Genomic DNA, 13,299 nt, shown 5'->3' with positions numbered 1-13,299 from the left:
CGCCTCATTCAAAGGTTTTTTCCAGATCCACCGTCTTTTCCCCGGCGAACCATTTTTTCGCATCGGGCCGGAACAGCATGTAAACTGCTATGGCTTGCAACGCTATGGTGACCATCGATGTTGCGATCGCCAGCCCGCTTAACTGATTAAATGAAAAAGGAACAGAGATCAGGCCGAACCCAAAGAAAACCGTGATAATCCATTTGGCTACACCCACCGCCTTGCGTGCCGCGAGAAACCATAACAAAAGCGAAATAACGAGGCCAAATGCAATTGAAAAAACCAGAAAACCAGGCCCCATAGCGGCCGTGCTTGGATCAGTTTCAAGCATTGAGATCGCATTATTCCAGTTAAAGACATTGCCTACCAGACCCAGAGCCAAGGCTCCCAGATAAAAGCGTTCAAACCGTATGATTGATGTTGGCCGCATGATGGTCTCCCTTGCCAAAGAAGCCCCGAACCTAACTTACACTTGCGCAAAGTCCAGCCCGATATCAGCTGCCGGCGCCGACTGCGTGAGACGGCCGACTGATATAAAGTCCACACCCGTGTCTGCCTTGTCGAAGATGGTTTCGAGCGTTACGCCGCCGGATGCTTCCGTGACCACGCGGCCGCCGATCAGGGTTACCGCCCCTCGCAAAGTGGCCGGCTCCATATTGTCGAGTAAGAGATGCGTCGCGCCTGCCGCCAGCGCCGGTTCGATCTGATCAACCCGGTCCACTTCGACGATGATCCGTTCAATCCCGGCATCTACGGCGCGCTTCACCGCTTCGCTGATATCGCCAGCGACGGCGACATGATTGTCCTTGATCATCGCCGCGTCCCACAGACCCATGCGATGATTCTCCGCCCCGCCCATGCGGGTCGCATATTTCTCCAGCACGCGCAGGCCGGGTATAGTCTTGCGCGTGTCGAGCAGGGTACAACCGGTGCCGACAATCTTGCGGACATATTCGTTGGTTATGCTGGCAATGCCGGTGAGATGCTGCACCGTATTCAGCGCGCCGCGCTCGGCCGTCAGCATCGCGCGACCTTTGCCTTTCAGCCGCATGATATCGGTGCCCGCCTCAACCGCTTCGCCTTCCGCTGCGAGGATTTCTATTTCGACATCAGGATCAAGAGACCGGAAAAACGCCTCGGCTATCGGCAGACCGGCGATAACCGCGTCATGGCGGCTATCCATCACGCCGGTAAAGATGGCATCCTCCGGGATCACGGCTTCAGACGTGACATCGCGGCCGGTGGGGCCGAGGTCTTCAGCGAGGGTAGAAGCCACAAAGGCCTCGAGGTCGAAACGGTCCAGAGTGAAGGTCATAAACTATGGCTCATCAATATCTTCCAATTCCCAATCTGCTCCGCGTTCTATCAACCGATAGTCATAACGCTTGGATTGTGCCAGAATCTCTTCAAAAGAGTCTCCGTCCTCACCCAATGCAAACTCATGAACGGTCGATAGGCGCACTTCATCATTCCCGATCCAGCTGTCCACCCGCCAATCCAGCCCGTCGAGCAATCCATTGTTGAACTTATATACAGATTCCGTGCCATCTGGCCCCACGCGCCAAACGCCAAGCCCTTCCAGATTCCCCCAGCCAGCTCCGGTTCTCTGGGCAGCAGCGAACATTGTCGCGTCATCCGAGAATACCGGCCTGAGACCTGTTTCCAATATTATGTCGGGCGCTATACGATCAATCACGTAGTGCCCGTCTGCTTCCAAACCAAATGTATGGAAGCCAAAGAAGCGTCCGTCCCCGCTAATCCAAAACTGTTCGACCACACTCCAGTCCCTGACATCGAAGCATGTAACTCCGCCACTTAACATATTGATTTTCATCGTAGATATAGTGGAACTGGCAATATCGCGATATTCCCCCGGAATAGCGACAGGCTCCGCTCTTGGAATTTCCGACTGATCGGGTGATTTTAATATCTCTTCACAAGTCGCCGAGGACGGGACATTTTCATCATCCATCGCAAGAGTAACAGAAGGCAGACAAAGACCTGCGGCTACAAAGGCCGCCAAAACAGTCTTGATCGGTTTTCGCACTATCATGCTGTCCCTCCCTGAACAGGTGATTGGCAGTTAACCGCTACCCCTCATGCGCTAAATCAGCCGGTCCCAAATCACCCTGCCCCACGGTGGCGCTGGCCATTTCCATCATCTTGTCGATCGACTTGCGGGCCTGCAGGCGCAGCTCCTCGTCCATCTCGATGCGTGGTTCCAGATCGCGCAGTGCGACATAGAGTTTTTCCATCGTGTTGAGCGCCATATAGGGACAGATATTACAATTGCAGTTGCCATCCGCACCGGGCGCGCCGATGAAATTCTTTTCCGGCACCGCTTTTTCCATCTGGTGGATGATATGCGGTTCGGTCGCGATGATGATTGTATCGCCTTCAAATTCCTTGGCATATTTCAAAATCGCGCTCGTCGAACCGACCATATCGGCATGATCCAAAATATAGGCCGGGCATTCGGGATGGGCCGCCACCGGCGCATCGGGATGCTGGGTTTGCAACTTGAGAAGTTCTGTCTCGCTAAACGCCTCATGGACAATGCAGACGCCGGGCCACAGCAGCATGTCGCGGCCGGTTTTCTTGGCGATATAGCCGCCCAGATGCTTGTCCGGGCCAAAGATGATCTTCTGATCCTTCGGAATTTGCGAGAGAATATGTTCCGCGGAAGAACTGGTCACGATAATATCGGACAGCGCCTTCACCTCGGCCGAGCAGTTAATATAGGTCAGCGCGATATGGTCGGGATGTTCATCGCGAAATGCCTTGAACTTGTCTGGCGGACAACTGTCTTCGAGACTGCACCCGGCGTCCATGTCCGGCAACACGACAATCTTCTCTGGAGACAGGATTTTCGCCGTTTCCGCCATGAATTTCACCCCGCAAAAGGCGATGACGTCGGCATCGGTTTCCGCAGCCTTGCGGGAAAGCTCCAGACTATCGCCGACAAAATCGGCAATATCCTGAATTTCCGGTTTCTGGTAATAATGGGCCAAGATGATCGCATTGCGCTCTTTGCGCAGGCGATGAATTTCCTCGATCACATCTACTCCGGCCAAGCTGCCGCCAATTCCGCCACGTGCGTCCATTGTCTTTTCCTTTAAGTAACTTACCGCTGCTATGCCACGATGCAGCGGCGAAGATCAATCATCGATGCGGAATTTCATGATCCGCGCTGTCACGGCCTGATCCGCATCCATTCCACCCATGATATAGTGATCATCTCCCGACTTTACGAGAGCGCGATGATCCATGCTGGGCGCGGCCAGCTGGCCCAACTCTGCCCACTCATCGGTATTTAGATCATAACCAAATATCCGGTCCGTTGGTTTCGCGGGCTCTCCATCATAGCCGATTCCGTCATAATTATACGGATTGTCGCCTCCGCCGGCAAAAAGGATCATGCCGCGATCATTGTCGCCCATGGCTGCCATGCGATATTGCGGTCCGCCGGGATGCGCCTCCACCGCGCGCCACGTAATCTGCTCAGGATCAGTAGGATCAATATCACCGCGCCACGCAAACGGAGCCGCGGCAAATTTGCGTTTGCCATCGACCAAGCCAGCAACAGCCACACCATCGGTGATAATCATGCTATCATTCGCCAAGCCGCCCGCGTGGCCGAAGACCGGATTACCAGGGAATTCCGTCGCCATGCTCCAGCTATCGGCCTGTGTATCATAGAGCTGGACAAGGCTGACATTGCCTTCATCATGCCATCCGGACACCAGATAGATATAGCGGTCGCGATAGGGCAAAGCGACCATGTCATCGACCGGCGTCGGCATATCGGCAAGACGCGAATAATCGCTGTTTTTGGGGTCAAAAGCGAAGACTTCCGGCGTCGATACTTCATCGCCATTTTCCGCAACAGTATAGCCGCCAAAAAGGTAGATTTTGCCCGCCACCGTGACCGCGGCGCTGGCCAGGCGTCCTTCATTCACCGGCACAGAGGCAATTTCCTCACAGTCTTTGATGCTGATGATACAGGCGAAAGCAGCATTGCTGGCATCTTTCCAGCCTTTGCCCGACTTCAGTCCGTTGAAGCTGTAGAGCGTTGGCCCGTCAGGCCCCTCGGCGAGCGCCACCGCATTGTTGGTCATCGGGATCGGCAGTTCGAACCCGGCCGTCGATGAAACCGGCTGTTCAGGCCCTTGTCTTTCGGGTTCCTGCCCGCAGGCGCTTACGATCATGACCATGCCCACAATGGCGGCCTTGCTCCAGAATTTCATCACTCTGCTCCCTGCTTTTCCTTGTCGGCCAGTACATCCTTGATCGATCGGGATACATCCCAACGATCCGTATTAGCCGCACTTCTCTCGAATGCAAAAAAGGCATCGACATTGGCATCCAGTCCGGCAGCGCGCAGCGGCAGGACAAAACTGCTCTCCACCGCTCTCCTTGCGGCGTCCCGCGCCAATCGCATCTGCAACGGATTTTTGGCCTGTTTTGCCAGTTCTGCGACGCCTTTCTTCCGATTGGCGTCATCCAGCGTTTTTTCCGCATCGGTCAACGCCATCAATATGCCGCCATCGTCGTAGCTTTGGATACGGTCAATCCGCACCTCTGGCCGCGCAATCTCGATCGGCGGCATTTCCACCGACAGGGTTTTGGTCGTTTCATCCCAGCGGACATTTTCAGCATCCAGTTTGGCCAGATCAACCTCATAGCGCACCGATCCCGGCATGATCAGGGTCTTGCGGGCCGACAGACCGATGCGACTCACTGTGGTTGTCACTGTCGCGTTATAGCTGGCCGAAAAAACTGTCAGCCGGTTCTGTTCGCGCAAACCGTCAAGGCTCGCGCTGGCAATCGACACCGGATCGGGCGTGAAGCTGCTTTCAAACCTGGACAACAACAACCAGGACAAGGCGCCGATGATCACCAACACACCAGCCATGATCGCCAAGGGAAGGGCGTAACGGCGCTTCACCGGGACATTTTCCAGATATCATCATCCACGGCCGCAATCTGTCGGTTCTGTAGGTCGATCAGATGCGCGCGTACCGATTGACCAGCAGCGCCCTTCAGGCGCGGATCAAGCCCTTTATACATTTGCGTCACCATATCAGGAATAGCCGATGGACCGTTTTCCAGTATCTTGAGAATCTGCCGTTCGCGCTGTTTCCGATGCCCCATCATACCGCGGACGAGTTGCCGGGGTTTATCGACTTTTTTGCCGTGAGCCGGGTAATAGACTTTGTCATCACGTTCATAGAGCTTTTGCAGGCTGGCCATATAGTCCGCCATGTCGCCATCGGGCGGCACAATGACGCTGGTCGACCAAGCCATGACATGATCGCCGGTGAACAATGCGCCGGATTCCTGTACCGCGAGGCAAAGGTGATTGGATGTATGACCCGGTGTCGCCACCGCTTCGATGGTCCAGCCGTCACCGGATAGTGCTTCACCGTCCACCAGCACCCGGTCGGGATTGTAAGTCTTGTCAAAACTCTCGTCGGCCCGCGGGCCATCATCATCCAGAACCAGCGGTGCACAGCCTATGATCGGTGCACCGGTGTGCGCTGCGAGTGGTTTTGCCGCCGGACTATGGTCGCGGTGCGTATGCGTACACATGATCGCGCTGATCCGAGCATCGCCAACAGCTGCCATTATCGCGTCAATATGGTCGTCAATTGCAGGGCCGGGATCAATAACCGCTCGATCGCTTTTGTTGCCTACTACATAGGTCTGGGTGCCGGTATAAGTATACGGGCTGGGGTTACCCGCCAGCACGCGCACGACCAGCGGTTCCAGCTGCTCCGCAAGGCCGGTCGGAAATTTGCTCGGGTCAAAATCTGCATTCATGATCAAGATGTGGCATATTCAGGCCATAAAACAACCATGAATATCATCACAAAATCGGGAGCGAACCGCAAAAGGGTCCGCTCCCAATCTTGTGACGATGGGTTTTAAGGGGTTTCAGGTGACGGAAAGCTGAGCCTTCAGATCCTTGATGTCTCGATCAAACGCTTTCAGCTTTTGCCGGGAGTCCTTACTGCTGCACTCCGCCGCCTTGGCGCGCTTTTTCTCAAGCTTTTTCAATGCCACCTGCAATGTGATTTTCCGACTCTTGTCGGAACAGCCAACAACACTGGCCCATGCCTGATCATTCATGACGCCTTGTCCGGCAAAGGCAATTTTCTTGTTCATGGCAGCGCAGTCTGCGTTCGAGCCACTGGCGCTATAAGAACCGCGCGAACGGCTTGAACTGCTTGCAGCTGACCTGAAATTGGGTTTGAACGCTATCTGCGTAACGTCCCAGATCCTTGTCGCCACGCTTTTTGCCTCGCGTACCTCTTGCTCGGCTTCACGCTCCGCTTCGCGGGCTTCTCTTTCCGCTTCCCGCAACTCTCTTGCTGCTTCGCGTTGCGCTTGGCGAACTTCCCTCTGTGCTTCCCGCAACGAACGCTCAACGTCCCGTTGGGCTTCGCGCTCCATCTGAGATGCCTCTTTGCGTTCCTGCTCCCACTCGCGTTTCCACTCCCGCTCCGCTTCCCTGAGTTCACGTGCAGCTTCGGCAAGTTCGCGTTGCATCTCCTCACGATCAAGTCTCGCCTCACGCGCGGCTTCTTCTGCTTCACGGCGCGATTCCTCGGCCTCACGAACCATTTCCTTGATCTCTTGTTTGGTCAGAGGCTTGTTGGTCCGAAGCACAACTGTGCGGCCATTATATTTGATCTTGTGGACATGTTCATTCCCACTGGCGCGCACTTTGGCCCAATCCTTTTCACCATTGAGCATGGTGATATTGATCGTACCATTGGATTTCTCCCACGCTGTAAATTCCAGGTCCGATGGTGCAGCCGGCGGTACTGGTCGCACGGGTGGAACCGGAGCCTTGGGGGCCCAGGACGTTTCTGTCTTTTTCTTCGAAGCGCTAATCTTCCGAAGCTTGTTGGCAATTTGCCTATCCGTCAACTTGCTCTTTGACTGAAATTCGACCCTGCCCTCTTCGTTTTCCACGATATATTTATAGCCATCCGCAGTTTTTTCGGTGACCACAGCGCTATCGGAATTTGCATCAACGCCAATGGCGTTCGTGCTGATCTTGATCCCCGTTCTCTTAGAGCCCTCATCGACGGCAAGTTTTTCGCTGTCGATAAGTTCGTCATGCGGACTTACCTCAGTCTCCACGGCATAGGTGACAGTGGCCGTGAGCGGCAGGGCAATCACCGTGCCTGCACCAACCAACAAGGCTCCTGCACGTTTACGAAACTTCGACTTTTCTTTCTGTCCCAGCATTTTCAGCCGGTCTTTGATCTTGTTCTTCTGGTTCAATGGACTGGCGAGGCCAAGCTTGTGTCCGGACACGGATTTGGCAATTGTCCGGCCATAGACGGCACGCAGATTACGGCCGCCATTTTGCAAGATGCGCGCATCGCAGGCCGTTTCCTGATCCTGCCGGAACGCAATCCAGGCAAGCCAGGCCACCGGATTGAACCAGTGCAGCGACAAAATGACCAGACCGATGAAATTGGCCGCCAGATCGCCTGATTCATGATGGGCGATTTCATGTTCCAGTGCCAGCTCACGTTCGCGCGGCGCATAGTCGCGGAAGAAATTGGTTGGAACGGCGATATATTTTTCAAACAATCCGAATGCCAGCGGACCGCCGACTGCAGCGGTTTCCAGAATTTTGATCCGTCCATGGCGTCCGACGAGCCGACCGTCCGAAACAATATCCTCACGAAACTGAAAATAGGCAGCCAGTTTGCTGATGAACAGCATGCCGGCCCCGCCCAGCCAGACAACGAGGGCGATCATCATCCAATCGATGGAGGCCAGAGTGCCGACCGCCGCCGTTTCGGCGGGAGCAACCATTGCGATTTCCGAAAGCAACGGCCCAACGACCGCCGCTTCCCCCGTTTCAACCGGTGCTGGCGCTTTCAGGGTGAGAGTGGGCATAAACAGGCGCGCAAGTGGCAAGGCCCAAAGAAGATAAGCGATATGTGGTCCAAAAAATTGGCTCACCGGCTTACGGATTATCAGCACTAGCGCCATGAGCAATGTCATCGACACCATCGTGTCCATCATCCAGTTGGTCATCCCTTCAACTCCCTCAAAAGCTCTTCGATTTCCCTTATATCGTCATCGCTCAGCTCATCAGCCTCGGCCAAATGGGCAACCAACGGTGTGACTTTCCCTCCGAAAAGACGGTCAACAAATTTACGTGAAACACCAGCCAGATAAGTATCCCGCTCAACCAGTGGTGAATATTGGAACCTGCGGCCATCGCGCTCTGTACCGATAACGGCCTTGGCAGCAAGACGGGACAGCAGGGTTTTGACGGTTTGCAGCGACCAGCCTTTGGCATCGGCAACCCGGTCAGCCACTTCAGTAGCGGTCAGCGGTGCCTTTTCCCAAAGCACCTCCATAATCTCATGTTCGGCATCACTGATACGTTCGACCATATCCAATTTCTCCCAAATGAAATTGCCAAATGTAGATAGACAAGATTCGCTACTGACTACATCTGTAGTTATTCCGACCACAGATGTAAATGTAAAATTTTACATTTGCGACGAATGGTTGGCGAACCCTGTTCTGGCCATAAGGCTGAACCGATGGCCCGATTGTCGGGAAAATTTACAACAGCCAATAAGTTAAGGCGGCATTTACCATCTAAGTGCTTGCAAAGTAACATAGTGCCAAAACTGGCACGCCCGGTGCAAGGTTACGGGTGTTCCTATGTTTCACACCCATGAAACGCAAATGAGGGGGACAGCGTACTGGTCTCCGCCGTCCCCTCTCATTAAATTATTTAAACAACCCACTATACCCAAATAGAAACGGCCCGGATCTCCTAATCCGGGCCGTTCTTGATTCCACTGATGCAAATCGCCGCCTGGCGATTGTCCATCAGATGCCGACTAGCTGGCTGCAGGCGCGACCTTTTTTTCGGCCATCAACTCGCCCAATTCGCCGGCTTCATACATTTCCATCATGATGTCGCTACCGCCAATAAATTCGCCTTTGACATAAAGCTGCGGGATGGTTGGCCAGTCGGAAAATTCCTTGATGCCCTGGCGTACTTCCATGTCTTGGAGCACATCGACGGACTCAAAGCCGACACCAAGATGCTCAAGAATCGCAACCGCTTTGCTGGAAAACCCGCATTGCGGAAACAACGGTGTGCCTTTCATGAAAAGCACGACATCATTGGATGTCACCATCGCGTCAATTTTTGCGTTTACTGCGTCGCTCATATTCATTCTCCTTTGCGAGGTTCCGTTCGGGACCCGCGCTTATTCCGGTACTCCGGTGGTCAGCTGCAATGCGTGCAGCTCTCCGCCCATTTTACCTTTCAATGCCGCATAGACGGCCTGATGCTGCTTGACCCGGTTCATATCGGCAAATGCTGGCGCCAATACTTTGGCCGCATAATGGTCACCATCGCCGGCCAGATCCTGAATTTCGACAATCGCATCTGGAAAGGCTTCAAGGATCATTGCCTTAATATCGTCGCTCGCCATAGGCATTGCAGATCGTCCTACTCAGCTTCTTCAATAAACTGGCGGCGCGCCTCCACCATCTTGTCAGTCAGCACAGTGCGGATACCGGCATCGTCAATGTCCACGCCTGCCGAAGTCAGATCGCCCAGCAGCTTGCGAATGACGTCTTCGTCACCCGCTTCTTCAAAATCGGCTTGAACGACTGCTTTGGCATAAGCGTCTGTTTCCTCTGCCGTCAGGTTCATTTTTTCCGCAGCCCATTCGCCAAGCAACCGGTTGCGCCGGGCAGTAATCTTGAATTGCATTTCCTCATCGCGCGCGAACTTTGTCTCAAATGCTTTTTCGCGATCTTCAAAACCGGTCATAATCTTCCCTTACTGGCATTATCCATCTCTGGAACATTCTAGATAAAATAGGCACTCGTCGCATCAGCGACAAGAGGCCGGGGTTGTTCAGTCTGAAACTTTCACAACCAGCTTGCCAATCGCGCCGCGATCGGCCATTTTTTTGATCGCTTTTCCAGCATCGGCAAAGTCAAAGACTTCCGAAACACGCGGTTGAATCATCCCCTGTCCCCAAAGCTTGAACAGGCGATTGATATGAGACCGGTTACCGGCCGGATCACGCATCGCATAAGCGCCCCAGAACACACCGCAAACATCGCAGGATTTGAGCAAAGTCAGATTAAGCGGTAATTTGGCGATACCTGCAGGGAAGCCGACCACCAGGAACCGGCCTTCCCAGGCGATGGACCGAACCGCTGGCTCACTATAGTCACCGCCAACCGCATCATAAACGACATCCGCGCCATTGGGGCCGACCGCTGCCTTGAACTGCGCTGCCAGTGCTTTCGACTGGTCCTTGTCAAAAGGTGCTCGCTCGTAAATTACCGTTTCATCAGCGCCTGCCTCTTTGGCAAAGGCTGCCTTTGCTTCGGAAGACACGGCGGCAACCACACGCGCGCCGAAAGCTTTGCCCAGCTCAACAGCGGCAATACCGACACCGCCGGAAGCGCCCAGTACCAAAAGCGTATCGCCTTCCTTGATGTGACCGCGATCGACAAGTGCATGAATAGATGTACCGTATGTAAGGATCAGCGCCGATGCATCTTCGAAGCTCACGGTATCCGGAATTTTGAACACGCTGTTATGATCGACAGCGACTTTCTCAACCAGGCCGCCATGACCGGTGGTTGACGCGACCCTGTCGCCCACTTTCAGACCAGTCACGCCCTCACCAACTTCGGAAATGACACCGGATACTTCTCCGCCCGGCGCGAAGGGGCGGGGTGGTTTAAACTGATACATATCCTGAATAATCAGGACATCGGGATAGTTGATAGAGCAAGCCTTTACATCAATGACCACCTGACCCTTGCCGGCAACCGGATCATCAACATCCAACATTTCCAGGCTTTCCGGACCACCAACTTTTGTGGACATTAATGCTTTCATACTCTTTTCCTCTTTCCCAAATCTATTTTTGGCGCCCTATGCCATCACCGGCTTGTGCCAGGACTGCGCAGAATCGACACGCGTTTCATGCGCTTCTATGGCATCGGATTTTGCCATTGTCAGGTCTATTTCATCAAGCCCGTCCATCAGGCATTGCTGCCGGAAAGGATCCATCTCGAATGTGAAGCGATCCTGAAAGGGCGTGGTTACGCTCATGCTTTCCATGTCGACGGTAATGGGATCGGTTTTGGCCACCTCCATCAAACGATCAATTGCTTCCTGCGGCAAAGGGATTGCCAGCAGGCCGTTCTTGAACGCGTTACTGGAAAAAATATCAGAAAAACTCGGCGCGATAATTGCCTTCACGCCCATGTCGTCAAGTGCCCAAGCGGCATGTTCGCGGCTCGATCCGCAACCAAAATTATCCCCAGCAATTAGAATCGGCGCCCCGGAATATTCCGGATCGTCAAAAACATTCCCTTCTTGCGCACGAACCGATTCAAACGCGCCCTCACCCAATCCGTCACGCGATATGGTTTTCAGCCATTTCGCGGAAATGATGACATCGGTGTCGACATTTTTCCGGCCAAAGGGAATGGCGCGACCTTCAACTTTGCGAACGGGCTTCATTCTTCACCCGTGTCGTCGGCATCATCGACAGGTTCGTTCTCATAACGTATGCCCGGTTTCGGTTTGCCGGCCTTAAACTCGTCCAGTTTGCGCATCTTGTGCCGGCCCGCATATATCAGAGCTGCGGCGACCGCCGCCGAACCGACAGCGGCACCCACTTTGGCGCCGGTGGACCATTTGCTCTTCTTTTCATCATTGCCGTCATCTTCAGGCTTTTTCTTGTCGTCTGCCATATCTAAAACCTTATCCTATCAGTTCACGCCCATTAATTCACGCACGTCAGTAAGTTTCCCGGTAACCGCTGCCGCAGCGGCCATCGCAGGGGACATGAGATGGGTTCTGGCACCCGGCCCCTGGCGCCCAACGAAATTGCGATTGGACGTTGAGGCGCAGCGTTCACCAGCAGGCACTTTGTCAGGGTTCATACCCAGACAGGCCGAGCAGCCCGGTTCGCGCCATTCAAAGCCGGAGGCGGTAAAAATCTTGTCCAATCCTTCGGCTTCTGCTTGCGCTTTAACCAGGCCTGATCCGGGAACCACAATTGCCCATTTCACACCCTCGGCTTTCCTGCGCCCCTCCAGTACTTTTGCGGCCGCACGCAGATCCTCGATCCGGCTGTTGGTGCAGCTACCGATGAAGATATTTTCTACCGCCACATCGCTAAGGGCCTGCCCGGAAGCCAGCCCCATATAGTCCAGCGACTTGCGCGCTGCATCCTGCTTCGACGGATCGGCAAAGCTCTCCGGGGCTGGAATATGACCGGTCACCGGTATCACATCTTCCGGACTGGTCCCCCAGGTAACGGTCGGCGCAACGTCGGCGGCGTTGACCGTAACGCTTTTGTCAAACTGCGCGCCATCATCGGACCGCAGCGTTTTCCAATAAGCGACGGCGGCATCCCAGTCAGCGCCTTTCGGAGCCATCGGACGGCCTTTCAAATAGGCAAAAGTCTTGTCATCCGGCGCGATCAATCCGGCGCGCGCACCTGCCTCAATCGACATGTTGGACACGGTCAACCGGCCTTCGATCGACATTTGCTCGAAGACTTCGCCGCGATATTCAATGACATGACCGGTTCCACCGGCCGCACCGATCACACCAATGATGTGCAGAATCAGATCTTTCGGACTGATACCGGGGCCAAGCAATCCCTCGACCCGTATTTCCATCGATTTGGAACGCGATAGCTGCAATGTCTGGGTTGCGAGGACATGTTCGACTTCACTGGTTCCGATACCAAATGCGAGCGCACCAAGCGCGCCATGGGCCGCCGTGTGGCTGTCACCGCAAACCAGTGTGGTGCCTGGCAGCGTAAAACCCTGCTCAGGGCCGATCACATGGACAATGCCCTGCTCCCTGTCGCTGGCGCCGATATATTTGATGCCAAAGGCCGGCGCATTGGTTTCCAGTGCTTCCAGCTGCGCGGCGCTTTGCGGGTCGGCAATAGGTATCTTGTTGCCATTCGCATCAACGCGCGCCGTCGTCGGCAGATTATGATCGGGAACGGCCAGCGTCAGGTCTGGCCGACGGACCTGGCGCCCCGCTTTCCGCAACCCCTCAAAAGCCTGCGGGCTTGTCACTTCATGGACCAGATGGCGGTCGATATAAATCAGCGCCGTGCCATCATCGCGTTGATCCACGACATGGGCATCCCAGATTTTCTCGTACAGGGTCTTTGCTTCAGTCATCGGGAGTTTGTACCATCCTCTTTTTCAATATGGTGCTTCGTTTACCCAGATCAATTG

The 13,299-nt window shown here is 54.5% G+C and carries 16 protein-coding genes; all 16 read right to left on the bottom strand.

What is annotated here, in order from left to right; translation table 11 throughout:
- Nucleotides 1–4 precede the first annotated feature (4 nt).
- The gene (locus tag DK507_RS05435) at nucleotides 5–430 is read right to left on the bottom strand and encodes a hypothetical protein (protein ID WP_109355348.1); all 426 of its coding nucleotides are present in this window, start codon (nucleotides 428–430) and stop codon (nucleotides 5–7) included.
- Nucleotides 431–466: 36 nt separating this feature from the next.
- On the bottom strand, nucleotides 467–1,315 hold the full coding sequence (nadC, locus tag DK507_RS05430; protein WP_109355347.1) for a carboxylating nicotinate-nucleotide diphosphorylase: 849 nt from the start codon (nucleotides 1,313–1,315) through the stop codon (nucleotides 467–469).
- A 3-nt stretch (nucleotides 1,316–1,318) separates the two neighbouring features.
- Nucleotides 1,319–2,053 carry a hypothetical protein gene (locus DK507_RS05425; protein ID WP_109355346.1) on the bottom strand — a complete coding sequence of 245 codons (735 nt, stop codon included), beginning with the start codon at nucleotides 2,051–2,053 and terminating at the stop codon, nucleotides 1,319–1,321.
- A 37-nt stretch (nucleotides 2,054–2,090) separates the two neighbouring features.
- Nucleotides 2,091–3,104 (bottom strand): quinolinate synthase NadA, encoded by a 1,014-nt coding sequence (nadA, locus tag DK507_RS05420; RefSeq protein WP_109355345.1) that lies wholly within the window; start codon nucleotides 3,102–3,104, stop codon nucleotides 2,091–2,093.
- A gap of 54 nt (nucleotides 3,105–3,158) precedes the next feature.
- Nucleotides 3,159–4,247 (bottom strand): galactose oxidase, encoded by a 1,089-nt coding sequence (locus DK507_RS05415; protein ID WP_109355344.1) that lies wholly within the window; start codon nucleotides 4,245–4,247, stop codon nucleotides 3,159–3,161.
- Complete coding sequence (locus DK507_RS05410) at nucleotides 4,247–4,948, bottom strand: DUF4230 domain-containing protein (protein WP_109355343.1); 702 nt, start codon at nucleotides 4,946–4,948, stop codon at nucleotides 4,247–4,249. The genes DK507_RS05415 and DK507_RS05410 overlap by 1 nt, the downstream gene beginning before the upstream one ends.
- On the bottom strand, nucleotides 4,945–5,823 hold the full coding sequence (locus tag DK507_RS05405) for an MBL fold metallo-hydrolase (RefSeq protein ID WP_109355342.1): 879 nt from the start codon (nucleotides 5,821–5,823) through the stop codon (nucleotides 4,945–4,947). The genes DK507_RS05410 and DK507_RS05405 overlap by 4 nt, the downstream gene beginning before the upstream one ends.
- A gap of 114 nt (nucleotides 5,824–5,937) precedes the next feature.
- Nucleotides 5,938–8,064, bottom strand: coding sequence for a M56 family metallopeptidase (locus tag DK507_RS05400; RefSeq protein WP_109355341.1), 2,127 nt, complete (start codon nucleotides 8,062–8,064; stop codon nucleotides 5,938–5,940).
- On the bottom strand, nucleotides 8,061–8,429 hold the full coding sequence (locus DK507_RS05395) for a BlaI/MecI/CopY family transcriptional regulator (RefSeq protein ID WP_109355340.1): 369 nt from the start codon (nucleotides 8,427–8,429) through the stop codon (nucleotides 8,061–8,063). Before DK507_RS05395 ends, DK507_RS05400 begins: the two co-directional genes overlap by 4 nt.
- 459 nt (nucleotides 8,430–8,888) lie before the next feature.
- The gene (gene grxD, locus DK507_RS05390; protein WP_109355339.1) at nucleotides 8,889–9,224 is read right to left on the bottom strand and encodes a Grx4 family monothiol glutaredoxin; all 336 of its coding nucleotides are present in this window, start codon (nucleotides 9,222–9,224) and stop codon (nucleotides 8,889–8,891) included.
- 39 nt (nucleotides 9,225–9,263) lie between these two features.
- Complete coding sequence (locus tag DK507_RS05385) at nucleotides 9,264–9,497, bottom strand: BolA/IbaG family iron-sulfur metabolism protein (RefSeq protein ID WP_109355338.1); 234 nt, start codon at nucleotides 9,495–9,497, stop codon at nucleotides 9,264–9,266.
- 11 nt (nucleotides 9,498–9,508) lie between these two features.
- The gene (locus DK507_RS05380; RefSeq protein WP_109355337.1) at nucleotides 9,509–9,835 is read right to left on the bottom strand and encodes a DUF1476 domain-containing protein; all 327 of its coding nucleotides are present in this window, start codon (nucleotides 9,833–9,835) and stop codon (nucleotides 9,509–9,511) included.
- Between the two features lie 87 nt (nucleotides 9,836–9,922).
- Complete coding sequence (locus DK507_RS05375; protein WP_109355336.1) at nucleotides 9,923–10,924, bottom strand: NADPH:quinone oxidoreductase family protein; 1,002 nt, start codon at nucleotides 10,922–10,924, stop codon at nucleotides 9,923–9,925.
- Between the two features lie 36 nt (nucleotides 10,925–10,960).
- A complete protein-coding gene (gene leuD / locus DK507_RS05370; RefSeq protein ID WP_109355335.1) occupies nucleotides 10,961–11,554 on the bottom strand; it encodes a 3-isopropylmalate dehydratase small subunit in 594 nt (197 codons plus the stop codon).
- Nucleotides 11,551–11,787, bottom strand: a complete 237-nt coding sequence (locus tag DK507_RS05365) for a hypothetical protein (protein WP_109355334.1) — start codon at nucleotides 11,785–11,787, stop codon at nucleotides 11,551–11,553. Before DK507_RS05365 ends, leuD begins: the two co-directional genes overlap by 4 nt.
- Before the next feature lie 18 nt (nucleotides 11,788–11,805).
- Nucleotides 11,806–13,242 carry a 3-isopropylmalate dehydratase large subunit gene (gene leuC / locus DK507_RS05360; RefSeq protein WP_109355333.1) on the bottom strand — a complete coding sequence of 479 codons (1,437 nt, stop codon included), beginning with the start codon at nucleotides 13,240–13,242 and terminating at the stop codon, nucleotides 11,806–11,808.
- Nucleotides 13,243–13,299 lie beyond the last annotated feature (57 nt).

Origin of the sequence: Sphingorhabdus sp. EL138 (assembly GCF_900258045.1) — a bacterium.
Classification (GTDB): domain Bacteria; phylum Pseudomonadota; class Alphaproteobacteria; order Sphingomonadales; family Sphingomonadaceae; genus Parasphingorhabdus.
Note: the sequence above shows the minus strand (reverse complement) of the source record. Positions and strands in the feature narration are given on the sequence as shown.

Bases quoted from the DNA above. Each gene is read 5' to 3' on its own strand.
- nadA (WP_109355345.1), bottom strand. From the start codon at position 3,104: ATGGACGCACGTGGCGGAATTGGCGGCAGCTTGGCCGGAGTAGATGTG.
- DK507_RS05395 (WP_109355340.1), bottom strand. From the start codon at position 8,429: ATGGTCGAACGTATCAGTGATGCCGAACATGAGATTATGGAGGTGCTT.
- DK507_RS05405 (WP_109355342.1), bottom strand. From the start codon at position 5,823: ATGAATGCAGATTTTGACCCGAGCAAATTTCCGACCGGCCTTGCGGAG.
- DK507_RS05375 (WP_109355336.1), bottom strand. From the start codon at position 10,924: ATGAAAGCATTAATGTCCACAAAAGTTGGTGGTCCGGAAAGCCTGGAA.
- grxD (WP_109355339.1), bottom strand. From the start codon at position 9,224: ATGAGCGACGCAGTAAACGCAAAAATTGACGCGATGGTGACATCCAAT.
- leuC (WP_109355333.1), bottom strand. From the start codon at position 13,242: ATGACTGAAGCAAAGACCCTGTACGAGAAAATCTGGGATGCCCATGTC.
- DK507_RS05415 (WP_109355344.1), bottom strand. From the start codon at position 4,247: ATGAAATTCTGGAGCAAGGCCGCCATTGTGGGCATGGTCATGATCGTA.
- leuD (WP_109355335.1), bottom strand. From the start codon at position 11,554: ATGAAGCCCGTTCGCAAAGTTGAAGGTCGCGCCATTCCCTTTGGCCGG.
- DK507_RS05385 (WP_109355338.1), bottom strand. From the start codon at position 9,497: ATGCCTATGGCGAGCGACGATATTAAGGCAATGATCCTTGAAGCCTTT.
- DK507_RS05435 (WP_109355348.1), bottom strand. From the start codon at position 430: ATGCGGCCAACATCAATCATACGGTTTGAACGCTTTTATCTGGGAGCC.
- DK507_RS05425 (WP_109355346.1), bottom strand. From the start codon at position 2,053: ATGATAGTGCGAAAACCGATCAAGACTGTTTTGGCGGCCTTTGTAGCC.
- DK507_RS05365 (WP_109355334.1), bottom strand. From the start codon at position 11,787: ATGGCAGACGACAAGAAAAAGCCTGAAGATGACGGCAATGATGAAAAG.
- DK507_RS05400 (WP_109355341.1), bottom strand. From the start codon at position 8,064: ATGACCAACTGGATGATGGACACGATGGTGTCGATGACATTGCTCATG.
- nadC (WP_109355347.1), bottom strand. From the start codon at position 1,315: ATGACCTTCACTCTGGACCGTTTCGACCTCGAGGCCTTTGTGGCTTCT.
- DK507_RS05380 (WP_109355337.1), bottom strand. From the start codon at position 9,835: ATGACCGGTTTTGAAGATCGCGAAAAAGCATTTGAGACAAAGTTCGCG.